This window comes from Tunturiibacter psychrotolerans (genome assembly GCF_051013365.1).
GTDB lineage: Bacteria > Acidobacteriota > Terriglobia > Terriglobales > Acidobacteriaceae > Edaphobacter > Edaphobacter psychrotolerans_A.
Window position 1 is genome coordinate 5,675,487 of record NZ_CP132941.1, and the last position, 24,873, is coordinate 5,700,359.

At 59.6% G+C, this 24,873-nt stretch carries 20 protein-coding genes; 8 read left to right on the plus strand and 12 right to left on the minus strand.

Annotation, left to right across the window (positions count from 1 at the left end; translation table 11 throughout):
* Window positions 1-196 precede the first annotated feature (196 nt).
* From RBB76_RS24115 to RBB76_RS24125, 3 genes are all read left to right on the plus strand, one after another.
* The gene (locus tag RBB76_RS24115; protein ID WP_429630447.1) at window positions 197-859 is read left to right on the plus strand and encodes an HAD family hydrolase; all 663 of its coding nucleotides are present in this window, start codon (window positions 197-199) and stop codon (window positions 857-859) included.
* 103 nt (window positions 860-962) lie between these two features.
* A complete protein-coding gene (locus RBB76_RS24120; RefSeq protein WP_429630445.1) occupies window positions 963-6,890 on the plus strand; it encodes a choice-of-anchor D domain-containing protein in 5,928 nt (1,975 codons plus the stop codon).
* A gap of 150 nt (window positions 6,891-7,040) precedes the next feature.
* Window positions 7,041-7,871: a response regulator gene (locus RBB76_RS24125; RefSeq protein WP_429630443.1), complete on the plus strand. Its 831-nt coding sequence runs from the start codon at window positions 7,041-7,043 to the stop codon at window positions 7,869-7,871.
* On the opposite strand, the gene RBB76_RS24130 is transcribed toward RBB76_RS24125, so the two are convergent.
* The 10 genes from RBB76_RS24130 to RBB76_RS24175 all read right to left on the minus strand — a co-directional run bounded on the left by RBB76_RS24130 (window position 7,832) and on the right by RBB76_RS24175 (window position 18,019).
* Window positions 7,832-8,749: a hypothetical protein gene (locus RBB76_RS24130; protein WP_429630442.1), complete on the minus strand. Its 918-nt coding sequence runs from the start codon at window positions 8,747-8,749 to the stop codon at window positions 7,832-7,834. The genes RBB76_RS24125 and RBB76_RS24130 overlap by 40 nt on opposite strands.
* 32 nt (window positions 8,750-8,781) lie before the next feature.
* A complete protein-coding gene (locus RBB76_RS24135) occupies window positions 8,782-9,510 on the minus strand; it encodes a DUF4440 domain-containing protein (protein WP_429630440.1) in 729 nt (242 codons plus the stop codon).
* Between the two features lie 86 nt (window positions 9,511-9,596).
* The gene (locus RBB76_RS24140) at window positions 9,597-10,355 is read right to left on the minus strand and encodes a hypothetical protein (protein ID WP_429630438.1); all 759 of its coding nucleotides are present in this window, start codon (window positions 10,353-10,355) and stop codon (window positions 9,597-9,599) included.
* A gap of 287 nt (window positions 10,356-10,642) precedes the next feature.
* Entirely contained in the window at window positions 10,643-11,461 is an 819-nt protein-coding gene (locus RBB76_RS24145; protein ID WP_429630436.1) for a GAF domain-containing protein, read from the minus strand.
* A 353-nt stretch (window positions 11,462-11,814) separates the two neighbouring features.
* A complete protein-coding gene (ribB, locus tag RBB76_RS24150; protein ID WP_429630434.1) occupies window positions 11,815-12,960 on the minus strand; it encodes a 3,4-dihydroxy-2-butanone-4-phosphate synthase in 1,146 nt (381 codons plus the stop codon).
* 127 nt (window positions 12,961-13,087) lie between these two features.
* On the minus strand, window positions 13,088-13,315 hold the full coding sequence (locus RBB76_RS24155) for a hypothetical protein (RefSeq protein ID WP_020713518.1): 228 nt from the start codon (window positions 13,313-13,315) through the stop codon (window positions 13,088-13,090).
* A gap of 141 nt (window positions 13,316-13,456) precedes the next feature.
* Window positions 13,457-15,049, minus strand: coding sequence for a S10 family peptidase (locus RBB76_RS24160; RefSeq protein ID WP_429630431.1), 1,593 nt, complete (start codon window positions 15,047-15,049; stop codon window positions 13,457-13,459).
* A gap of 137 nt (window positions 15,050-15,186) precedes the next feature.
* Complete coding sequence (locus RBB76_RS24165; protein WP_429631142.1) at window positions 15,187-15,573, minus strand: rhodanese-like domain-containing protein; 387 nt, start codon at window positions 15,571-15,573, stop codon at window positions 15,187-15,189.
* A 185-nt stretch (window positions 15,574-15,758) separates the two neighbouring features.
* Window positions 15,759-16,757, minus strand: a complete 999-nt coding sequence (locus tag RBB76_RS24170; protein ID WP_429630429.1) for a serine hydrolase — start codon at window positions 16,755-16,757, stop codon at window positions 15,759-15,761.
* Between the two features lie 77 nt (window positions 16,758-16,834).
* Window positions 16,835-18,019, minus strand: a complete 1,185-nt coding sequence (locus tag RBB76_RS24175; RefSeq protein WP_429630427.1) for an acyltransferase family protein — start codon at window positions 18,017-18,019, stop codon at window positions 16,835-16,837.
* A gap of 188 nt (window positions 18,020-18,207) precedes the next feature.
* Here RBB76_RS24175 and RBB76_RS24180 point away from each other — a divergent pair, with 188 nt between their 5' ends.
* From RBB76_RS24180 to RBB76_RS24200, 5 genes are all read left to right on the plus strand, one after another.
* On the plus strand, window positions 18,208-18,708 hold the full coding sequence (locus RBB76_RS24180; protein ID WP_429630425.1) for an energy transducer TonB: 501 nt from the start codon (window positions 18,208-18,210) through the stop codon (window positions 18,706-18,708).
* A gap of 109 nt (window positions 18,709-18,817) precedes the next feature.
* Window positions 18,818-21,622, plus strand: coding sequence for a RecQ family ATP-dependent DNA helicase (locus tag RBB76_RS24185; RefSeq protein WP_429630423.1), 2,805 nt, complete (start codon window positions 18,818-18,820; stop codon window positions 21,620-21,622).
* Between the two features lie 57 nt (window positions 21,623-21,679).
* A complete protein-coding gene (locus tag RBB76_RS24190; RefSeq protein ID WP_429630421.1) occupies window positions 21,680-22,078 on the plus strand; it encodes a VOC family protein in 399 nt (132 codons plus the stop codon).
* Between the two features lie 69 nt (window positions 22,079-22,147).
* Entirely contained in the window at window positions 22,148-22,681 is a 534-nt protein-coding gene (locus RBB76_RS24195; RefSeq protein WP_429630419.1) for an SRPBCC domain-containing protein, read from the plus strand.
* A 104-nt stretch (window positions 22,682-22,785) separates the two neighbouring features.
* Window positions 22,786-23,307, plus strand: a complete 522-nt coding sequence (locus RBB76_RS24200) for a PaaI family thioesterase (RefSeq protein ID WP_429630417.1) — start codon at window positions 22,786-22,788, stop codon at window positions 23,305-23,307.
* Window positions 23,308-23,414: 107 nt separating this feature from the next.
* Here RBB76_RS24200 and RBB76_RS24205 read toward each other — a convergent pair whose 3' ends face one another.
* Window positions 23,415-24,134, minus strand: a complete 720-nt coding sequence (locus RBB76_RS24205) for a glycosyltransferase (RefSeq protein WP_429630415.1) — start codon at window positions 24,132-24,134, stop codon at window positions 23,415-23,417.
* Between the two features lie 218 nt (window positions 24,135-24,352).
* On the minus strand, window positions 24,353-24,748 hold the full coding sequence (locus tag RBB76_RS24210; RefSeq protein ID WP_429630413.1) for a (R)-mandelonitrile lyase: 396 nt from the start codon (window positions 24,746-24,748) through the stop codon (window positions 24,353-24,355).
* Window positions 24,749-24,873: the final 125 nt, after the last annotated feature.

Sequence of the window (24,873 nt, forward strand, 5' to 3'; positions counted from 1 at the left end):
GCTAACCCGGTTTCTCACGGTGCTGTACCTGCCTGATCTCGTAACTGAGCCACAGCAGATTTATTCCGGGCGTGCTCCGACTTCTTCCATGAATTTTTATTCACGAAAAAAACCATCGATTCCCCAGACAACGCCCGAACGCCAGCGCCGTGCGCCAACACAAAAATCTCTTCACCGTCCCTTACAATTGTCCTTAATGCCCCCCATCAAAGCAGTCCTCTTCGACTACGGCATGGTCCTCTCCGGCCCACCCGACCCCGCCGCCTGGCAACGCATGCTCTCCATCACCGGCCTCAGCGAAGAGCTCCTCCAACGCGAGTACTGGGCACACCGCCATGCCTACGACCGCGGCGACCTCAACGCCGAGTCTTTCTGGCACACCGCCGCCTCAGGCGCCGGAATCCTCCTCACGCCACAACAATTCGCCAGCCTCGTCGCGGCCGACACCGAATTCTGGTCCACCCTCAACCCACCCATGCTCGCCTGGGTCGCGCAACTCCAGCGCGCCGGCATCCCCACGGGCATCCTCTCCAACATGCCCGACGCCATGGAAGCCGGCCTCCGCGCCCGCCACGCCTGGATCGAATCCTTCGACCACCACACCTGGTCACACGCCGTCAATCTCGCCAAGCCCGAACCCGAGATCTACTATCACGCCGCCCAGGGCCTGCAAACTCCTCCCGAAAACATCCTCTTCCTCGACGACCGATCCGAGAACATCGCCGCCGCCCTCGCCGCCGGCATGCAAGCCATCCAGTACTCCACTCACCCAGCCTTCGAGCAGGAGATGCACGCCCGCGGCCTCGACTACCTCCTACAACTTGAGCGGAATACGGCTTCCCAAAACGGGAAGCTATAGTACCTCGGTACCGTGTCTCCCCAATTCCTCCACCCCAACAGCTCCAGCGCAAGGAATATTTAAGGTCAGGCTGCACCAGCGTACTGCCCGCAGCTAACAAAACATGAAGACACCGCTCTCTCTCCGACGTACAGTTGCCGGTCTCTGCGGCTTCATCGCTCTCCTCCTGATCTCCTCCCTGCCCCTAACCGCACAGACCACAGGCCCTCAACAACTCCTCTTCACCGGCCTGCTCGGCTCATCGAACTTAGATCCCTCCAACGCGCACTCCGCGCAGTTCAACGCCATCCAATCCGACGCCTCCGGCAACCTGTACCTCCTCCTCGACCAGGGCGACGGCATCCGCCTCCTCAAAACCGACGCCTCCGCAACCAACCTCCTCGCCCAAACCCATCTAGGCTCAAGCGGAGACATCGGCCTGGCCATGGCCACCGATCCCGCGGGCAATCTCTACATCACCGGCACCACCACCTCCGGCACCCTCACCACAACCTCAGGCGCAGCGTTTCCCAACGCGGCTAATACATCAATCAACTCGTTCATCGGCAAGTTCGACCAAAACTTAAATCCGATCTTCCTCACCTACGCCGGCAGCCCCCGCACCGCCGCCTCCGCCATCGCCGCCACCTCCGACGCCGTCTTCCTCACCGGCAGCATCTTCGGCTCCGCGCTCCCCGTCACCCCCTCCGGCATCATCCAATCCCCGGCATCCGGCTCCCTCCAAAACGGCTTCGTAGAAAAGTTCAACACCACCGGAACCACCCTCCTCTACGCCACCTACCTCAGCGGCCAAAACGGCAACACCGCCCCCGCCGCCATCGCTGCCGATCACTCCGACAACGCCTACATCGCCGGCTACACCACCTCCACCGGCTATCCCACCCTCGCCGCCATCATCCCCGACATCCTCACCACCACCTCCGGCTTCCTCACCAAGCTCACCCCCGCCGGCGACGGCATCGTCTTCTCCACCTTCATCCCCGGCCCCGGCATCTCCTCCCTCGCCATCGACCCCATCGCGCAAAATCTCCTCCTCACCGGCTCCATCGCCCCCGGCCAGTTCCCCATCGCCTCTGTCTCCTGCCCGCTCGTCAACACCAACTACCAGACCCTCCTCCGCATCTCCCTCGACGGCAGCACCCTCATCACCTCCGAACTCCTGGCCCCGGGCACCCAATCCTCCGTCACCCCCGCACCCTCCGGCGCCGCCTGGGTCTCAGCCACAGGCAACAACCCCGCCTGGCTCCTCCCACTCACCGCCCTCTCCACCATGGGCAACAGCTACGCCCTCCGCATCACGCAACAAAACACCGCCCAACCCGTAATCGACCAAACCATCCGCTTCGGCGGAATCCCCACCACCAACCTCTCCTTCGCCAGCGCCCCCGTCACCCTCACCGGCCTCACCGTCGACGCGCTCGGCCAACCCACCTTCGCCGGCAGCGCCTCTCCCACCGCTAGCTCCAGCCTCCTCGCCACCGAAACCTACGACCTCCCACTCCTCAACACCCCAACCACCGCACTCCCCTCAACCCTACGCTCCGCCGCTCTCCCCACCGGCTCCTGCACCGGAAGCCTCTGCGCCGGATCCGCCGCCTACCTCGCCAAACTCAACCCCACCACCGCCGCCCCCAGCCTCGCCCTCTCCACCGACGACTCCCCCAACCTGACCCTCCGCAACCTGGGCGGCAGCATCGCAACAAACCTCCAACTCACAGCCACCAACTTCACCCTCGCCACCGACTGCCCCACCACCCTCGCTCCCGGCGCCGACTGCAGCATCGCCCTCACCAGCACCAGCAGGAACCCCGGCACGATCACCGCTCAAGCCAGCAACGCCACACAAACCATCACGCTCCCCGCAACCACAACCGCTCCCAACGCAATCGTCTTCTCCCCACGCGAACTCGACTTCGGCATCCAGACCGCGACCAGCCCCATCGCCACACGAACCATCACAGTTACAAATCTAAGCAACACCCCGCAAACCTTCCCCTCGCAACTCGGCAGCAACCAATCCACCCCCTACACCTTCGCCGAATCCTCCAGCGATTGCCTCGTCGTAGCCGGCAACACCAAGACCCTCGCCGCCAACGCCACCTGCCACATCACCCTCAGCTTCACTCCCTCCAGCGTCCCCGCCAACGACGGCTTCGCCCAGATCCCGTGGACCATCGGCACCAACTCCGCCCTCCTCACCGCCTACTCCCAGGCCACCGACCTCAACCTCTCCGCAACCGAGATCGACTTCGGCACCCAATTCGGCACCGGCGCCGACGCCAGCCCCACACTCCCGCGCTACCTCTACCTCTCAAATAACTCTGCCAACGCAGTCACCCATACTCCGGTCACCCTCGCCGCCCCCTTCACCCTCACCGACCACTGCCCCACCACCCTCGAACCCCACACCGTCTGCCAGCTCGAGATCACCTACAAATCCCCTACCGCCCCATCAGCCGACTCCACCACCCTCACCCTCGACGAAGGCCTCACCGTCCTCATCACCGGCGCTACTCACCCTCAACCCACCGGCATCGGCCAATCCGCCAACCCCAACCTCGCCGTCACCCCCGCCTCCATCAACTTCCCCAACGCCGTCCTCGTCACCAGCACCTCCAGCGTCACCCAGACCGTCACCATCGGCAACATCGGCGCCGTCCCCTTCCCACTCGCCCTCACCCTCACCGGCGACTTCACCGACGCCACCGACTGCGCCGCCACCCTCGCCGGCAACGCCACCTGCACCGTCGTCCTCACCTTCGCGCCTTCACAACCCGGCACCCGCCAGGGCCTCCTCTCCGTCACCGCCGGCAGCTCCTCTCCGTCTTACGTCACTCTCAGCGGAACTGGCACCGCCATCGTCACCGCCCCCAACAACACCCTCGCCTTCGGCAACGTCCTCGTAGGCCAACCGTCAGTCCAGTGGTACAAGGTCAACTCCCCCTTCAGCACCCTCACCGCCACCACCTCCGCGCCCGACTTCAAAGCCATCCTCGTCGAAGACATCGGCTTCGGCCACGGTCAGCCGCCAACCTCCGCCTTCCTCTCCACCTTCACCGGCACCTGCACCAACTGCTGGCTCGGCGTACAGTTCACCCCATCCACTCCTGGCACCCAAGCCGCCACCGTCACCCTCACCTCCTCTGCCTCCGGCACCCCATCCCCCCTCACCCTCACCGGCACAGGCATAGCCCTCTCCGGCTTAATCCTCAGCCCCACCACGCAGGACTTCGGCACCGTCCCCGTCCATAGCACCAGCGCCCCCTCACTCTTCACCCTCACCAACCTCACCACCGCCACCATCAACCTCACCGCCCCCCTCTCCACGGGCGACTTCGCCCTTAGCACCGCCCCAACCGGAGGCTCCGCCTGCAGCGGCCCTCTCGCCCCTAACGCCTCCTGCTTCTTCAACATCAACTTCTCCCCCACCGCCACTGGCGCACGCACCGGCACCATCACCCTACAGGCCTCCACCGGCCCCGTCACCGCCACTCTCACCGGCTTCGGCTCACCCGACCCCGGCCTCTCCCTCAACCCCACCGCACTCATCTTCAACAACGTCCCCGGCCTCTCTTCCACTCAACAAAACATCATCCTGACCAACACCGGCACCGCCACCCTCCAGATCGCCACCCCCACCAACACCACACCCAGCTTCACCTCCACCAACAACTGCACCACCCTCGCCCCCGCCGCCGTCTGCACCATCACGGTCAACTTCGTCCCCACCACCGCCACCGTCACCGACACTCTCTCAATCCCCGTCACCAGCTCCGCCACCGGCCCGGCCACCTATACCGTCCCCCTCTCCGGCGCCTACACCACCGAGAGCGCCGGCCTCCAGATCGTCCCCAATCAAGCCAACTACGGCTCCGCCCCCACCAGCACCCTCGGCGGAACCCGTCAGTTCACCATCACCAACCTCACCGCCAAATCCCTCGCCCTCGACATCGCGCTCCCCCGCCAGTTCCTCCTCAACGGCCCCGCCTGCTCTGCCCTCGCCCCCAACGCCTCCTGCAACTTCAACATCACCTTCCTCCCCCTCACCAACGGCGACATCACCGGCACCCTCTTCGCCCAGGCCACCCCCACCGACGGCTCCGCCACTCTCAACGGCCTAGGCTTTGTCGAAGGCTTCGGCATCGGCTCCGCCACCCTCAGCATCTCCGGCAACATCATCCCCGGCCAAACCGTCCTTGACTTCGGCCAGGTCTCCTCCGGCCAAAGCACCACCCAAACCGTCACCCTCACCAACACCGGCTCTGCCTCACTCACCATCCGCCGCCTAACCAGCCAGTGGCCCTTCCTCATCGCCGCCACCAACTGCGTCAACACGCTCGCCCCCAACCAAAGCTGCGCCACCACCCTCGCCTACACCCCCATCAACCAAACCGCCACCACCCCCGGCCCCGCCACCCCAGACTCCGGCACCCTCATCATCGAAAGCGACGCCCTCAGCGCCCCCGATCTCCTCACCCTCACCGGCCGAGCCGCCCCCATCACCGTAGCCGCACCCTCGAACACCGCCCCACTAGTCTCCTACGCCCTCTCGCAAAGCTCCCTCAGCTTCGGCCCCACGCAGGTAGGCGACATCACCGAAACCCAAACCGTCACCCTCTCCAACACCGGCACCACCACCCTGCACTTCCAACCCATCCACCTCATCCCGGACTTCTCCGTCCAATCCACCTGCACCACGCTCGTACCCTCGCAGAGCTGCACCATCCTCATCGCCTTCTCTCCACAGCCGGTCGCCACCAACACCACCACCAACCGCATCTCCGCCCTCGAAATCGTCTCCGACTCCAGCACCGCCCTCGAGTTCATCTCCCTTCTCGGCATCGCCACCCCATCCCCCATCACCGTCACACCATTCTCACTCAACTTCGGTTCCGTCCAACTCGGCACCAGCGCCACCCTCCCGGTCCAGATCACCAACACCAGCGCCACCCCTGCCACTCAGTTCAGCCTCAGCGCCAGCCCAAACTACACCGTAGCCGGAGACTGTCCCGCCACCGGAGGCACCCTCGCTCCCTCCACCAGCTGCACCGCCCAGGTCACCTTCACTCCCACCCAGACCGGCGCACACAGCGGCGTGCTCGGTGTCTCTTCCTCTCTCACTCAAGTGTCCATCAACGTCAATCTTCAGGGCACCGGCATCCAGTCCCACCTCCAGGCCGCCCCCACCAGCCTCAACTTCGGCAGCATCGCCACCGGAGCCTCCGCCGCACAAACCCTCACCCTCACCAACACCGGCACCGCCCCCCTCACCAACCTCGCCCTCACCATCACAGGCGACTACGCCATCACCGTCCCCTGCACCTCCACCACACTCGCCCCCGGCAACAGCTGCCAGCTCACCGTCACCTTCGCCCCCACCGCCCTCGGCCCACGCAACGGCACCATCACCTCCACCGACCCCAACACCGGCCTCCAAAACCTCAACATCCCCCTCACCGGCACCGGAGTCGACGGCGGCACCTTCACCCTCACCGTCAACGGCGGCCCCACCGCCACCCTCACCATCCCCAGCGAGCAAGCCGCCGACTACACCCTCACCCTCACCCCACAGTCGAACTACAGCGGCACCGTCATCCTCAACTGCACCCCCGTCACCCCCGGCCCCTACGCCACCTGCTCGCTGCTCCCCTCCAGCATCAACCTCAACGGCGCCGCGCAAAACTCCACCGCAAACCTCAACACCGTAGCCGACGTCCCACCCACCACCTCGCAAAACACCCACGCAACACGCAACCGCACCCTCCTCTGCCTCCTGCCCCTCTCCTTCCTCTTCTTCCGGAGATCAAAATCAGGCAGCCCGCAAAAATCCCACCCCACTCGCCTACTCTTATTCGCAATCCTCCTCACCCTACCCGCTCTCTGGATCTCAGGCTGCGGCCGAGGCGGCACCGACCCCAACCTCCGCTTCACCCCACCCGGAACCTACCAATATCAAGTCACCGCCACCTCCACCACCGGCGTCGAACTCAGTCAAACCGTCACCCTCAACCTCATCGTCACCGCCCACTAACCGCATTGCCGTCCCATCCACCAGCCTCCGAACTCAGCAGGAAAGCTCTTTCCTGCTATTCACTCTGTCGCCTATCGCACATTAGGAGTACTCTTGAGCTGAACCCGTACGCGAGCTTTAACTCTTCGCGCGCTCCTGGAAGGAAGACCGATGGCGCCTGCGAAGCTTTTATTAGTCGACGACGACGAGACAATCCGCCTTACCCTCAGCATCATTCTCAGAAAACACGGCTTTCACGTGACCGTCGCTGCAACTGTGACGGAAGCTCTCAAGTACATCAGCTCCCAGGTCTTCGACGTACTCCTGAGCGATCTCCACATGCCTGGTGCGGGAGACGGCCTCACCGTCGTCAGCGCCATGCGCCATGCCAACCCAAAAGCCGTCACCATCCTGCTGAGTTCTTTTCCCCACATGGACGCTGCGGCTCAGGCGATCCTCCTCCAGACAGATGAAATTCTCGTCAAGCCGATGGATGTAACCATGCTGGTCGATGCCATCAAGCTGAGACTCGCCACCGGTCCATCGCGAACCCGCGTCGTAGAAACCGTTGCCACCATTCTCGAACGCGCTGCAGAAAGCACCATCAAGGATTGGTATCTACTCGTCGAAAAAGAAGAAACGCTGATGGCAGTGCCAATGTCATTCCAACTACGCTCCGGGCATCTGACTCGAGTATTTCAGGACCTCGTTCTGCGCCTCCGATCTACAACCGTCCTCGGCAGCAAAGAGCTTCCCTCGGCCGCCGCCACAGAGCACGGCACCGTCCGTCGCAGGCAGGGATATACCGCTGCAATGATGGTCGAGGAGTCGCGCATCCTCCAGGTCAGCATCTTCAACACCCTGCAGAAAAACCTCGCGAGCATCGACTTCAGCGTAGTGCTGATCGGTGTCATGACCATCGCCGACGAAATCGACTCCCAGCTCGGTCAAGCGATGAAGAGCTACCTAACCGAGTCGATCGTCGATGCACTTCCCGCGTAGACCACCGAGTCGTTACGCCTCTCCCTCGGCGCACCCTCCGCCACCAGCAACACCGCCCCTGCGTACAGCATCGTATCCCAGACGTAATTCGCCCCCTCCAACACCGCCGGCACCCCAGACGCCATCAGCAAAATCGGCAGATAAAGAAACAGCGTAAGCAGCGTCATCACCAAACCCACCGCCGTCGCCCCATCACGGCAATATCTCCGAATCAATATCGCGACCCCACCCCCGATACAAACCAGCCCCGTCAGCAGAGCCCACACATGAGGCCCCGGCACCCACGACGGCGTCAGCTTCCCCAAAGGCACTCCCGGCGCAAACTGCGGAAACAATATCAACTCCACGCCATAGATCATCAGCACAACAGCAACAACGACACGCCCAATCCACACCGCTACATTCTCACTGCGATCCCGCGCCCCACTCCACAAATACCCCGCAAGCGCCAGCGCTCCCGCGCCAAAACTAAGATCCCGCAACGCTACATTCCAGACGATTCTGTCGTGCCCCTTCACAGCATTCGGCACATGGAGCATCACCACAAACAGAAAGAACATGATCGCAAGCAGCGTCGCAGTCAGACGAACGCGTATCCCCAGCGCCAAACTAAACGCCGCAGCAATCAACGCAACGGCAACGAAGTACACCCAGAACAAACGCACCGGCATAAACACCGGAACAGCCCCAATGATCACCTTGCCCAGCACCAGATGCTCCACCCCAAAGGCCGCCAACGGCGCCGCAAACAACACCCTTCCAACCGCCACCAGTTTGTCCAGCCCCACCGCCTCCTGCAACTCTCTTCTCGCGGCAACAAACCCGACAACAAGAACAATCACTCCCGCAACACATATCGAGACATTAGACAGCGCCACAAATACCTCTTCCCGATCCAAAATTCAGAGCACTATCGAATCTTCTTCCAAAGAAGATCCTCGTTATTCCTGCGGTCGATCATCACGTCCACATGCCCCGCCGCATCACGATGAAACAGCCGGCGCCCCTCCACTCCCGCACGAAAAAACATATCCGGAGACTCCGGCAAAAGCTGGTACGGCTTCCCCAACTTGCGCTGCGCATACAACTCACTCCCCTGCCGCGTCACCGTGACCACATTCCCCGGAGCCAACTCATACGCACCCACATAGTCGTTCAACAGCGCCTCCCGAACCTCTCCCACCGCCGGATCTTCGTAGTACCGCAACGTCTGGCTCGCAACTATCTGCCACGCCTGATTCCGATACAACCACGTATCCGTCGAGTGGTAGCGAGCATGCAGCTCCCGTCCAAACACCGTCTCCACCTCATCGCAGTCGTAACTCAAAATCGCAACGTTACCCGTAAGCAGCGACTTCGGACGCACCACCCGAATCGTCCCGCTATAACCCGCAGGCAACGGCTGCAGATCCTCCATCAGTGCTGCCTTGTCCATCGCCCTGCCCTTCTCATCGAAGAACATCGCATCCTCTGCGACATACTTCTTCCAGGGCGCCTGATTCCCGGGCCCTACCGCATCGTAAAGTTCTTGTGTCCGCTGAACTAGGTCCACCTCAGTAATCTTCGGTATATCCACTCCACGCGCCGCTGGACACACGAAGACCATCACCACCAACGAAGCAACCAGACCTGGCTTCATCTCACTCTCCTTCAGTCAACGCCGACCCAACGTTCTGCACGTTAGGTACGCCGCCCAAAGCTCAGAGTTCCCTCCGCCTTAATCACCTACTGCCCGTACAGCCGATACCGAACCCAGTACGTGCCATTGCTCCAATCGATCCGAGTCCCGTCCCTGCTGATCGTCCCCGTGATCCTGTTCCCCTGCCAGTTCGTCGTCACACTCCACTTGCCATTGAACGATCCAGTAGCCCTGTCTCCAACCTCGTTCTGCAACGTCAGATTTCCCCGTCGCTGCTGTATCGAACACTGCAGCGACCGATTCCCATTCGGATACCAGTTCCCATTCAGATTCGGCGTTCGATACCCACCACCCCCGCCACCACCACCTCCATAGCACCGAGCCCAGAACGTCCCATTCGACCAGTTAATCCGCCGCCCATCTCCACTCAGCGTCCCCGTCACAAACTGCCACTCCGGCGCGACAATCTGATTGTTCCCCTGTAGATTCCCAATCGAAGTACTTCCACTCTCATTGGTCAGATTCAGCATCGGCCCATTGCTGCTGATCGAAGCCTGCTTCGAAGGATCTCCCTGCGCGCACCACGCTCCCAGAAACCCCGCCGACCCCTGCTGATTATTTCTTCGCTCCTGATCCTGCTGCCTCTGCTGCGGCGCATCCGGCGGCGGTCCCTGCGGAGCTTGCAAGTCCGGCGGCATCGTCGGCGCATCCGGTATCGGCGGAGCCTGCGGAATCGACGGCATCTGCGGCGGCGGGGGCAAAAGCTGAGCCATCCCCACAGCAGAGAACACAACGCCACTCAACAACACACACAAAGCTGCTCTCTCAAAGCGAACTAGACACATGACGGCTCTCCTCCTTACTCGAAAGTGAAGCCATTATCCTCCCGGATCGCCTGCAGCAAAAGAGCCAGGTATCGTCAAATTGACCAGCAAAGCGGCTCTGTCACCCCCCCACAATCACATCTGTCGCCTATGCCATCCGCCAAAACTCGTCATCTCGACCGAAGCCGGGCCGCACCATCGCACGACGCAGTCGAGAGCCCCCCGCATCTCGCTTTCGCCTGAGATATCGCCAGCTTCACCCGGCCCAGCTTCTGACCGTCAGACCATCCACCCGACCACCCTCGAAACTACTTCTGCCGATTCGCCGCCGACCTCGGCAGCGACAGCAACCTCGCCGCCAGCACAGACAACCGCTGAATAGGCTCTGCCAGCTCCCCAGCCAGCGCCTTCGCGTCACCGTCGATCCCACCGGCACCTGCCAGATACACAATATTCGTAATGCTCTGCAAAGGATTGTTGATCCGGTGAGCCAGTTCATTGGCCATTCCCGCAGCCGCCGCATGGATGGCTTGCTCCATCAGCAGCTTCTGCTGCCGCTGCTGCCTCACACCCATAGCAGCAAAGTTCGCCAGCACCTGCATCATGCGAAGATCGCCCCCATCAAATGCCTCATCGCGTCCATGCGCCATGATCCAGATCGTGCCTCGCGTCTCCCCCGACACCCACGGCAACAGAATCCCGTCGGTCACTGTAGGAGCCTCAATCCCCATCAGATCGAAGAACCGCTGTGTCACACGAAACAGCTGCGGCCGCCCTCTCTCCAGACACATCCCACACGCGCTCGGATTTCGCGGCAGCGTCGCATTCAGAAAACCCGAATACTCCCCCGCAGTTGCAACCCACTCATAAAACTCCGCATCGTTCTTGTCCTCGCGCTCGATGCTGATTCCGGAGCTGTCGGCGCCGCACAACTCCACCGCCGCATTCACCAGTTCCTGCAGTATCGTCTCCGGCTTCTCCACAAAAGCACGCGCCAGCCGGCTCATCCCCTCCATCTGCATCGCAACATCGCGCACGTGCAGCTGCCTGCTCGCAAACGAAGCGTCCTCGAAGAGATCGATTACCTCCAAACCGGTGTCCGCTGCCGTCAACATGAGCCCGCCCATCTCAAACCTTCCTTCATTTGTCCCAACTGCCTACGTACGGAATCTCCGGCACGACTGTGGCGACATCGCCCTTCTCTCAGACCTGAAGCGTTAATCATACTGTTCGGGGAGGTAGTGCCGATAGTACTCCACAACCCACCAAAAAAACTTTCTAAAATCTTCCTCAAATGTGGCGTATCTTTCAAAGCCCAGAAACACGCGGCTTAATCACCACGTCAGCCACACATCCCACCACATCTTCACCACCCAAACACCACACCCAAAACCGGCATTCCGCCAAAACACCCTCAAAAACGCCCACAAAGGCGCAGTTCTCCCCACCCCGCCACGCCAGCAATTTTTTTCCTGAAAATCTACCGCCGAACCGCCCCAATCGAAACCGGAACCTGCTCCACGATCTCAATCCCGAAGCCCTGTAGCGCCGGCACATGCGTCGGAGTATTGGTCAGCAGCCGAATCTTGTGAATCCCCAGATCCGACAGAATCTGCCCGCCCAGCCCCACCTGCCGCAGTGTCCTATGCGCCCGATCATCGCTTCCCTCCCGAGCCCGCTGCTCCCGATGCAGCACAATCCGCGGCGGCGTCACAGCCTTATCAACGCCAAAACCCGCGCTCCCATTGTGCAGATACACCAACGCACCCTTGCCCGCCTCTGCAATCATCTTCAGCGACTCATCCACCACCGCCTTGCAATCACACAGCGTCGTAGAAAAAACATCTCCCGCCAGGCAGTGGGTATGCACCCTCACCGTCACCGGCTCCTCACCGCTCACATCCCCATACACCAACGCAACATGCGACTCTCCACCATCCACCTCGCTCTCATACGCGATCATGCGAAACTCACCATGCGCCGTAGGCATCAGTGACTCGGCCACGCGATGAATGTACCGCTCATGCTGCAAGCGATAGCGAATCAGGTCCGCCACCGTCACCATCAACAGCCCATGCTCCGCGCAGAACTTCACCAGGTCCGGCACCCGCGCCATCGTACCGTCATCGTTCATGATCTCGCAGATCACCCCAGCGGTCACCAACCCCGCCATCCGCGCCAGATCCACCGAAGCCTCTGTCTGCCCCGCCCTCACCAGCACGCCACCCTTGCGCGCACGCAGCGGAAACACATGCCCCGGCCGAGCCAGATCATGCGCCGTCGAACGCGGATCGATCGCAACCTTGATCGTATGCGCCCTGTCAGCAGCAGAGATCCCCGTCGTCACCCCTTCGCGTGCCTCGATGCTCTCCGTAAACGCGGTCCCAAACCGCGACGTATTCTCCTGCGTCATCGGACCCAGCCGCAGATAATCCGCACGCTCCTCCGTCAATGTCAGACAGATCAAACCCCGGCCATACTTCGCCATGAAGTTGATCGCCTCCGGCGTGACAAACTCCGCAGCCAGCGTCAGGTCGCCCTCATTCTCGCGGTCCTCGTCATCGACGACCACCAACATCCGCCCCGCCTTGAACTCCGCCACCGCCTCTGCCACGTCAGCAAACATAGTCCCGCCTTCCCAACTGCATCTCTTTCGACGCATTCCATCTTACGTCCGACGCAAAAAAGAAACGCTGCCCACACCGGGCAGCGTTCTCTTTTTACAACCGAATTACAAAATCGAAACGAAACACTTACAGCGTGGACTCGATCTCGAATCCCCACGCTTCTAGAAGAGCTTCGGGAATGTACTTCGAATTCTTATTTCTACGGGCCCACTCACGGAGCCGAGTCGAACGAATGTACTGATCGGGTGTGAGCTTAAACTCCTTCACAACCTGCTCAAACGATGTTACCGTCGGGACAACCGGCCCTATCGGCTCAGGCTTGCCCCAGTTTGGATTTCCACGACGCTTTGCCATGTCTTTGTCAGTACCTCTTCAATATTTGATTCCGCACTTCGCGTTGTACTCTCTGGGAAATTAACGCAACCTTCATTCTAAGGCATTTACACGGCAAAAGCAAGCCGCGTGCGCGCTTTTCCCAAGGTATTTCGCGGTGTTTTAGCGCTGCTGAGCCAAGGCGTAGAACTTCACCAGATCCGCCTTCATCTCCTTCAACGCATCCACATTCAGATAGACCATGTGACCCGCCGGATAGTAACCAAACTGGACGTTATCAACCAGTTTCTCCGGCAAATCCATATGACTCAGGTCATACTCCGTTGAAAAGAATGGGGTAGCCAAATCAAAATACCCATTAGCCGAAAACACCCGCAGCTTCGGGTTCTTCCGAATTGCATCCGCCAAATCCACCGCAACATCGGGCGCCGTCTGCTCCCCTCCACGCCCGCTCCCAGCCCCGGCAGCCTTGCGCTTGAAATCCCAGGCTTCATTCACCCCCGGCCCCGAGGTGTAATAAGGCTCCTGGCTCATGAACTTCAACTCCCTCTGAAGATATTCATGAAACGCCCCCACATACACCCCGCTGATCCCCGTATCCGACGGGTCATAGCTCGGACTCTCCCCCGCCGAGTCCTGGTCCCAACCCATAAACCGCGCGTCATATCGTCCTAGCGTCCGCTGATCCTCGCGCAACAGCTCCTTGCGAAACCGCGTCGCCGAGATCCTCAGCTTCGCCTCCTTCACATACTCCACACTCAGCCCCGTAATCGCCGCCACCTTAGCCGCCATCGCATCGAACTCCGCCGCCGGCAACTTGTCCCCCTGCTGCAGCGCCTCCGCATAAGGCCCCCGCGCAAAGACTCTCGCCTGCTCCACCCACTCCGCCAGTCCCAGACTCGTCTTCACCTTGTGATAGTGAAACGCAATCGCCGCGAACGACGGCAGATAACCAATCGCCTCATAGTCCAGCCCCGGATTCCGCCGGTTGTAGTTCAAAATCGACGACAGCAGCGTCACGCCATTGAACTCGACCCCATCATTCTGCAGCGCACTCACCAACCCCGCCGAGCGCGTCGTTCCATACGACTCGCCAAACAAAAACTTCGGCGAATTCCATCGTTGATTCGCCGTGATGTATCGCACAATAAACTTCCTGAACGCAGCAATATCCTGATCGGTGCCTGCGAAGTCTTTGATGGTTCCCTTCCCAACCGCACGCGAAAATCCCGTCAGCGGCGCATCGACAAACACCAGGTCGCTTTTATCGAGCAGGCTGTACTGGTTCTGCACCCACTCAAACGGCGCAGGCCCCGTCGCCTCCGGACTCTGCGTCACCACCCTCACCGGCCCGAACGATCCCATATGCAACCAGATCGTCGCCGCACCCGGTCCACCGTTGTAGAAAAAGGTGATCGGCCGGCTCTTGGCATCCACACCATCTTCCGTATAAGCCACATAGAACATGCTTCCATTCGGCTTATCCTGCTCATCCCGTATCAGCAGATTTCCCGCCGTCGCCGTGTAGTGAACCATCCGCCCACCAGCGGCCCACTCATGCTTTGTCACCGAACCGGCCTCTGCAGGAATTGGAACGCTCGGCTCTTCTTTCTTCGGCTCGGCTTCACCAGCATGTTGCTTATTCTCAGCAGCCTGAGCGAATGCAGGCACCGACATCAACACCACCATCAACGCAACAACAGCACATGGCACACGAGATACCAGAAGAAACTTCGAAGCCTCGGTCTGAGTCAATTCACTTCTCCGGGAGCGCTATCCAAACAGACACAACCAAAACAAATTACAGCTTTGCCGACGCGATCATCATACCTTTCCGACCGCCTCCACAAAGCCGCAATTCCGCGTTCCCGGTGCTGATACTTCGGTGTTACTTACGCCGTATCAAGATGGAACGGCGTCGTGTAACGCTCGACCGGATATCCCTTCGCCTTCCACGCATCCAGGCCGCCCTTTAGAAACTTGATCTTCGTAAAGTTGAGCTTCAACGCTCTCTCGAGAATCATCCGGCTCGTGCTCTGGCTCACGCAGGTGCAGTAAATCACCGACTCTTTCTCCTTCGGAATCAGCGAAGCCTCGTGGAGCACCTCCTTAGGCGGAAGCCTCTTCGCGCCTGGAATAATCTCCGAATGCGCCAGCAGATCCAGCGGCTGCCGAACGTCGAACAGCAGAATATCCGCGTTTTTCTCCATCAGCTCCCGCAGAGAGTCCGCATCGATGCTGTGCTCCTCCAGTTCACGTCGATTCCGCAACTGTCTCATCCTCAAAAGCCCAAACAACAGGACCAGTCCCCCAACTACACAAATCAAAATCAGATACATACTGCCTCCTCGGCTCCTTCTGACAAATATCTGATCATTTAATGACATCGAAAGATGCTGGAAATTATAGCCAGTCCTCGATCCGACACACCCACCAGCAAATCACTGGCACTCAACCGTCTTCATTACACTGACAACTTATCCTTCGCCATCGAAAGCGCCCCACTCGCGGCCGCAGTAAAGGCAGTTACCGTTGCAGGATCTCTCTCAGCCTTCGCATCCCAGTTGATCGTCACGCAGAAGTATACCCACCGTTGACCGACGAACATCGCTCCCGGCGCACACACCGCATGAAACCCCGGCACGTCAATGCTGCCGCCCTTACAAAACGAACTCACACCCAGAGGCAGAGGCAGAAGCCAGATTGCATCTCCCAGGGATTGAATCCGGCGAAATTCATTGAGCGTCTCTTTATTCTTAAAAAACCCGCCTTGCAGCGCCCGGGAATAATACGAAACAAAATCGTCAGCAGAGCACGCCATCGTCTCTACGCTGTTCATCGGAAGGTTGACCATCGAATCATTCGCCGCCGCACCCACCGCCTCCCAGGTGAAATTCTTGTAATCCTTGGCTCCCAACAGATACCCGACAAACGACCGTGTACTCTCCGGAACCACACAACTCTTCAATCCCGCCGAAGCGACGAACTCCCGAACCTTATCGGGCCCAACCTGCTTCAGGCACATATCCGTTCCGGTATTGTCACTATGGATAATCATCGCTTCTAACGCAGTCCTCTCCGAAACCTTGCCAATCAGATTCGGCGGATTGAAGATCGCACTATCAAGCGCCCACACACTCGCATCAAGATTCAACTGACGAGCCCTCAGTGTCTTCACAACCTCCGGCGTATCCGACTGCCGCAGCGCCTCGCAAAGAATAAAAGTCTTAATCGCACTTCCCACAAACATCGTTTTCGCCGAGTTCGCCTGCACCACAAACTCCGGCTTTCCATCAACCGCGGGCGCATAGATCTTCACCGCGACCTCTCCGGGAAGTCCTTTGAACAGCGAGAGAATCGCATCAGGCGTTGCCTTATCCTCAGCCTCTGTAGGTCTCGCGAGTTGCATCGTCCCCACAGCCGCTGCACTCTTCACTAAGAACTCCCGCCGCGAATTCAACATACTCTTCCCTCCCACTCACATCGCAAGTCTATCGAGAGCTGAGATCTGAATTCCCCCCGCCTTACCAATCTACGCTGTCAAATCCGCAGGAAGATCCGCTTCCGATAAAGCAGACCCACGATCCCCAAATTCAAGAAGACGATCGTAATGGCATACGCCAGAGACGCATGGACCGGCTGCATCCACGAAGCAAAACCGTACTGGTAACCCCACGCGTGCAGGTTCAAGTTACCGCCACCAACCCTCACATGAATCCGGTCGCTCAGTGTAGTGATCACATTTGAAAGCACAAAGGCAAAGATCGCATTAGTGCCAAAGATCAGCGCAGGCCCAGCCCACCACCGCCACCGCCTCACATCCAACACCACAAAGCACACGCAAAACGCCAGCAGACTTACCCCACTGCTGAACAGCGCAAACGTGCTCGTCAAAATCTTTTTATTGATCGGAAGCCACGGATGCAGAAACCACCCCGCCAGCACAAGCGCCAACCCAGCCAATGCCAGCCCCAGAGCCTTCTTCTCATCCGAGCGTCTGCCGCGCATCCACTCCCCTGCAAGCACGCCGATCAAAAGCGTAGCCAGCGCAGTTACCGTCGACAGAATCCCCTCCGGGTCATACGTCACGCCGTAGCCAGGAGTAGTCCCGTACGCCCACATATGTCGCGTGCCGATCACGGCACGGTCGACATAAGCCGCAACATTGCCCACCGAGTCCAGTCGGCCAACTCCAAACCCCGGCACCGGCACAAGCTTCAACACCGCCCAGTACCCACCCAGAAGACAAACCGTCAAGGCTCCAATCACCCAACTGCCGCACTCACGAAATCGCCCATCGCCGCGACACCACAGATAGATCAGACCGCCGCAAAGATAGCAGATCGCAATTCTCTGTAGAATCCCCGGAATACGCACCGTATGCAGATCGTAGTCAGGAAACCCATTCACGAGCAGGCCAATCACGAACAGCACGACGCAGCGCACCGCGATATGCCGAGCAAGCGCCCCGCGGTCTGCCCCACGTTCCATCCTCGCCGCGAACGAAAGCGTATTTGCCACTCCGCTCATAAACAAGAAGCACGGGAAGATCATGTCAGTCGGCGTCGCACCGTTCCACTGCGCATGCAGCAACGGCCAATACACTGCACCGTAAGTCCCGGGATCGGTCACCAGAATCATTCCAGCGATCGTCAGACCGCGCAAAACGTCGAGCGACATCAATCGCGTATCGCGCACACCAACCCCGGAATCTATCTTCTCCAAAATTAAACCCTCGTCGACGTGTCAACTTTCTACAGACCGCAACGAGAAAAGTCCATTATTTAATCGTTTCAGTGCTTCCGGCGCACACACCTTCAGCCTGCACTTCACCAAAGCCAAAGCTGAGATTTGAAAACACTCGGGAGTCGCGCAAAACCTGCTACTCTCTCTATGATTTTCGGACGACAACAATGACAGCTACCAAGCTCAGCGTCATAACCTTCCTCATCGGACTCACTCCGACCGTCCTCACAAATTCAACTTTGGCTCTCGCGCAACAAGCTCCATCCGCAGCATCGCCCACGGAGAGCAAAAAGCCGGATCCACAACCTAATCCCAAACAGCCGCTCCCTAATCCAGACTTCTTCGGCATCTATCACGCCGGAGAAGGAGTCACACCTGCGAAGATCCTCTTCACCGTCGAGCCAGAGTTCTCCGAGAAGGCAAGAAAAAAGAAGACTTCAGGCAACTGCGTAGTCTCTCTGATCGTAGCTACGAACGGCACTGCAACTGACATACACGTTGTCAAATCGATCGCCGATACCGTGTCGAAGAAAGAAAGAGAAGCAGCCCTCACCCTCGACCAGCAAGCAATCAAAGCGGTAGCGCAGTATCGGTTCACACCCGCAACCTACCGCGGCACCCCGGCTCCGTATCGATTGAACGTAGAAGTTAACTTCCAGATCTTCTAGCTCCATCCCACGAACCTGAACACCATCCAGGACTCAAACTGTCTACCTCGACCACGACGCAAACCACTTCGCCCTCACACGAAGATTATGCGAAACTCGATCTAGCAGAATGAACCTCGAAACCCTCCTCCATCAAACCTTCGGCTTCGCAGAGTTTCGCGCCAACCAGGAGGCCGTCTGTCGCGCCGCCACCGATGGCCGCGACGTTCTGCTCGTCATGCCCACCGGAGCAGGAAAATCCCTCTGCTACCAGCTCCCCGCCATCGCCCGCGGCGGCACCGCCCTCGTCATCTCCCCCCTCATCGCCCTCATGGACGACCAGGCCACCAAACTCACCGCCGCTGGCCTCCGCGTCGCCCGCATCCACTCCGGCCTCTCTCGCGACGAAGCCCGACAGGCCTGCCGCGACTACCTCGACGGCACCCTCCAGTTCCTCTTCATCGCACCCGAGCGCATGCGCGTGCCCAACTTTCCCGAGATGCTCGCCCGCCGCAAGCCGTCCCTCATCGCCATCGACGAGGCCCACTGCATCTCCGCCTGGGGTCACGACTTTCGCCCCGACTACCGCACCCTCGGCGACTTCCTCCCTGCCCTGCGCCCAGCCCCCGTCATCGCTCTCACCGCCACCGCCACGCCCACCGTCCAGCGCGACATCATCACCCAACTCAAACTCACCCAACCCGATCTCTTCATCCACGGCTTTCGCCGCCACAACCTCGCCATCGAGGTCGTCGAGCTCTCCAAGCCCCGCCGCAACGAGTTCACCGCCAACCTCCTCAGAGAAAAATCCAACCGCCCCGCCATCGTCTACGCACCATCTCGCAAAGCCGCCGAAGACCTCGCCTCCACGCTTGGCGGATCTGCCGCCGCTTATCACGCAGGCCTCGACCCCGCCACGCGCGAACGCGTCCAACGCCACTTCCTCAGTGGAAACCTCGAAGTAGTCGTAGCCACCATCGCCTTCGGCATGGGCATCGACAAAGCCGACGTCCGCACCGTAGTCCACACCGCGCTCCCCGGCTCAGTCGAGCAGTACTACCAGGAGATCGGCCGTGCCGGACGCGATGGCAAACCCTCACGCACCGTTCTCCTCCACTCCTTCGCCGACCGCAAGATGCACGACTTCTTCCTCGAGCGCGACTACCCCGCCATCACCGATCTCACCCGCGTTGCCGCCCTTCTCACCAGCGACTACCAGATGCCCGACCTCCTCCGTCAGCGCCTCCAGATGGACGCCGAGACCTTCGACAAAGCCGTCGAAAAACTCATCGCCCAGGGCGCCGCCAACATCGACATGGCCGGCAACGTTCGCAAAGCCCCAAACAGTGATAAAGACGCCCCCCGCAGCGCCGCCTGGCGCAAGGGCTACGACGAACAGATCGCCTTCCGCCGCTCCCAGATCGACCGCATGGTCCAGTTCGCCGAGTCCGCACAGTGCCGCATGGCCGCCCTCATCCAACACTTCGGCGACACCGACGACGGCCTCCGCCCCTGCGGCCACTGCGACTTCTGCTCCCCTCAAAGCGCAACCGCGCAAACCTTCCGCCCACCCACCACCGACGAAGAACGCCAACTCCGCGCCATCCTCCGCGCACTCGACGGCCAAAGCCGCGCCACCGGCAAACTCCACACCGAGCTCTCCACCTCCTCCCTCCGCAACACCCCCGCCGCCGACCGCAAAGTCTTCGACACCCTCCTCGACGCCCTCACCCGCTCCGGCCTCATCACGCTGATCACCGACCAGTGGACCAACCCCGAAGGCAACGTAGTCACCTACAAAAAAGCCTCCCTCACCCACGAAGGCCGCACCCTCACCGGCCCCCTCCCACCCGACCTACTCCTCAAAGACGCCGGTCCCTCAACCACCATAGGAACGCAGAAGCGCAAGGGTTCTCGAGCATCGGGAACAAATCCCCGCGCATTAGGTATAAATCCTAGAACCCTCCAACGAAAAGCAGAGCGTGCAGATAGTGATCTCACGGCGGATCAGAAATCACTTAAATCAAAACTGACTGACTGGAGGAAAATTGAAGCCGCCAAAGCGCGTGTACCAGATTTCTTCGTTCTTTCGGCCTCAGTGCTTCACTCTATCGTTCTAGCTCGGCCAACAACGATAAGCTCCCTCCTAGCAATCTCTGGTATAGGCCCAGAAAAAGCCGACCGCTATGGAGCCGCCATAGTCGGTCTTTGCCGTGATCCGGAGTTTGCATCGAGTAAACACAATCCCCGTCATCAACAATCCACGCCATCGACGTCGCCAGGAGTCAAGCGAGCTAAAAGACGCTTTATAAATCCAGAGCGGATTTTGAGACGAAAGCGTCAAGAAGAAAATGATCAAATCGATGCACTCGATCACCGCCAAGCGTTAGAAGAGGATTTGCGAAGCTTCGCTGAGACGCAGTCACTCAAATTTAATCAACAAGCTTCTGATCTGCTCTCCGACGCGGCGATCTCAGAAATACTCCGTGTTCGCCCCAAGTCGATTTCAGAGCTAAAAGATCTTAGCTATCTTCGGGGGGATTTACCGGAATCGTTTTACCTTTCGCTGTTGGCTACCTGCATGGAAGAGTACGAGCCGGAAGCGATGCCTAACAAATCGCTGCAGCGTCCATTGCCTGCAAACCCGATACCGCGTCTCGAAGTCTACGTTCGTGAGCGACGGTCGACCACGCCCGACCCCATCGACTCCCTCACGCCAGAGCAACAAGCTCTCGACGAGCGCCTACGCGAATGGCGTAAGGCCGAGTCCGAACGCCTCAACCTCCCGCTCTTTTTCGTCCTCGCCTCCACAACCCTCCGCAACATAGTCCTTGCGCATCCTCAAAACCTCACACAACTCCGATCCATTCAAGGCCTCGGCCTCGACAAGATCGAAAAGTTCGGCCCCGGAATCATCTCTGTTTGCACCGCTTGAAAATCTCGCTCTGTGGCATACCCTTCTACAGCAGCAAAGCAGCCGCACGGAGGCGCAATGTCAACCGCAACCATCGCAAAACGTATCAGCCCCATGCTCACCGTCGCCAACATGGAAGAGACAATCGCGTTCTACCAAGACGTTCTCGGCTTCACCTCGATCATGAAATCCCCTGAATACTCCATCGTCGAACGCGACGGCCAAACCATCCACTTCCAAAAAGCAGCCTCGGACGAGGTCATGCAATGTGTTCGCGGCCACACCGAGATCTACATCGAGGTCTCCAACATTCACCCACTCTGGAAGCACGTAAAGACCCTCAAAGATCGCTACCGCATCCGAGACCTCTTCGACCGCGACTACGGCATGACGGAATTTCACATCTCCGACCCGAACGACTGCCTGGTCTTCGTCGGCGAACCCACTACCAGTAAGTTCGGTAGAAAGCCAGATTGAACTGTCTCGCAACGATTACGTATCTCGATTGGCAGGGACCAATCTGGCCGCAAGAGGATAAATAAACGGATGCGAACGATGCTCGTAGCTGTATTGCTTCTTTTGGGAGCGTTTACCATTTGCGGCTGCGGAGACTCGCTCGCTACGCTCAATCGACTCTCCGCGACCGGCTCCATTCATGAAGACGCACCCGTAACAACTCACCTCCAGATCCAAATCGCGGCGCCACCGGCCAAGGTGTGGGCACTCTTGATTGGCGCGTCCTCCTGGCCCACATGGGCGAAGCAGGTCGAAAGCGTAACCGTTGAAGGGCCGCTGCAGAATGGGACACGCTTCTCATGGAAGACGGGCGGTACAGACATTCACTCGCAGGTGCAGCTATTTGAACCGGAACGCCGTCTGAGTTGGACCGGCACCGCGTTGACGGCGAAAGCGATCCACGTGTGGGAGCTGCGGCCCCAACCAGGCAATCAAACCTTGCTCATCATGAAAGAGTCGATGGATGGGCCGCTGATGGTTAAACTCTATCCCTCCCAAAAACTCACCGAAGCCGGTAACCAGTGGCTCCTAGCGCTCAAACGAGCTGCTGAAGACATCCCCTAGCTCTTCGCATAAGAAATCGCACCGTAAGCCAACGTTGAACTCCCATTTAAAATGAATGGCTATTCATTTTTCGCTACAATGGGCTACATGCAACCGAGGAAGCGATGACTACACCCGACACCGCCCGCCACACACCGGCCTCGATGGACGGCAATCCCACCATCGACGAGCGCGCCAATCACTGCTTCGGCTGCGGCCCCGCCAACCCTCAGGGCCTTCATCTCAGCTTCACCACAGACACGTCAAACCCGGAAGCCATCACCGCCACCTGTCACTTCCAGCTCGACCGCATGCACGAGGGCCCCCCAGGCCACATCCACGGCGGCATCGTAGCCGCGCTGCTCGACGAAGCCATGAGCAAGCTCAATCGCCCCCTCAACGTGCTCGCAATGACTCGCCACATGGAGATCGACTATCTTCGTCCCGTCCCGCTCTACCAGCCGCTCGTCCTCATCGGCCTCCATCTCAACCGCCCCGCAAAAGACGGCACACCAGGCCGAAAGCTCTTCCATCAAGCCGAGATCCAACACCCAGACGGTACCGTCCTGGCCCGCAGCAAAGGACTCTTCATCGCCATCGACGAAAAACTCCTCTTCGCCGCCGGCATCACCCCGCCAGAGGTGTAATCGCCGGCCAACGGCCGGACCAAAGCACCTAATGATCGCCAGAAAGAGTACACAAGCCACGAAGTGGCCGCCCCACGCGCAGTGGGCCCGTCCGGCAAGACAGCTCCTTACCCAGCCTCACCCCAATACCCCTGGTCCTCAAGAAAATACTCCTCATCCCAGGTATGCACCATCGTCTTGAAGAACATCCAGACCATCCGCCAGTGCCCTAGCTTCTGAAACCGCCGATTCGTCGTAAGCACCCGCCCGCGCACGATGCGAAACCGTTGCCGCGCCACGCCCTTCGACAGCAGATAGTCCTCCGCAAACAGAGCCCGCTCATTGAACCCACCCAGCGCCCAAAAAACCTCGCGGTCAAACAGCATAAACATCCCCGTAGCAAACGGCTTCGTAAACGAGCCCACCCGCTGCATCAGGTTATTTCCCGCGTACAGCAGATCATCGAAGAAACTACCCTGTCGGCAAGCAATGTTGGTAGTCGCCAGATGCAACCCACGCCGCTCCATCCGCCATAGCGCTCGCCGCAGCAACGTCGGCTCCGGCAGCTCCACATCCGCATCCAGAAACAGCACATACTTCGTTGTAGCCAGCTTCGCCCCAGCGTTGCGCCCCACCGAAGGCAGCCCACCCGGCACCACCTCTACCGCGAGCCGACCGCGAAATCCCAGCGCCGCCTCAACAGTGCCATCGGTCGAACCCGCATCTGCCACCAGCACACGCGTCTCCGCCATCCCCACATAGTCCTGTTTGCAAAGAGACTCCAGCAACCTCGGCAGCATCGCCACTTCATTCTTGGCAGGAATCACGATCGTCAGTTCACCAACCATTCAGGAGCCTCCGTCAGGGCACACAACGCCCCTTATGCGAAGCTTGAGCCTGCAACCCTCGGCCCCGGATAAACCACCGTTGAATTTTCAGCTAAATCCATCCCGAAAGCCTCAAAGTCGTTAATGGCCTCGTCATATCTTCGTCGAGCGGCGCGAAGATCTTCATCGCGACCAACGGGAGCAGCGACCCGAAGGGGGAATGCACTCCACGGAGTGGATCATCGCCGGTATTGCTCATCGCTGACGTGGTCCATCCACTCCACAGCCTTGCCGTCCAATCGTTCCTGAATCGCAATATGCGTCAGAGCCGTAGTCGGCGTAGCTCCGTGCCAATGCTTCTCTCCCGGCGAAAACCAAACCACATCGCCCGGGTGAACCTCCTCAACCGCATCGCCCTCCCGCTGAACCCAGCCACAGCCCGCAGTCACAATCAAAGTCTGCCCCAGCGGATGCGTATGCCACGCAGTACGCGCTCCCGGTTCGAACGTAACGCTCGCACCGCCAACAAATGCCGGATCGGGCGCCTGAAAGAGCGGGTCAATCCGAACTGTGCCGGTAAACCACTCTGCCGGACCTTTGCCCGAAGGCTGCGAACCGCTGCGTTTGATCTCCATGGACCCATTCTAGTGGTTCACGCAGAGAAGAAATTTCAAATCACACGCAACAACACCCAAACACAACCCAATCACTCCAGCACAAAACTGCTAAACTTAAGAATCTTGCGGACATAAGCTACACA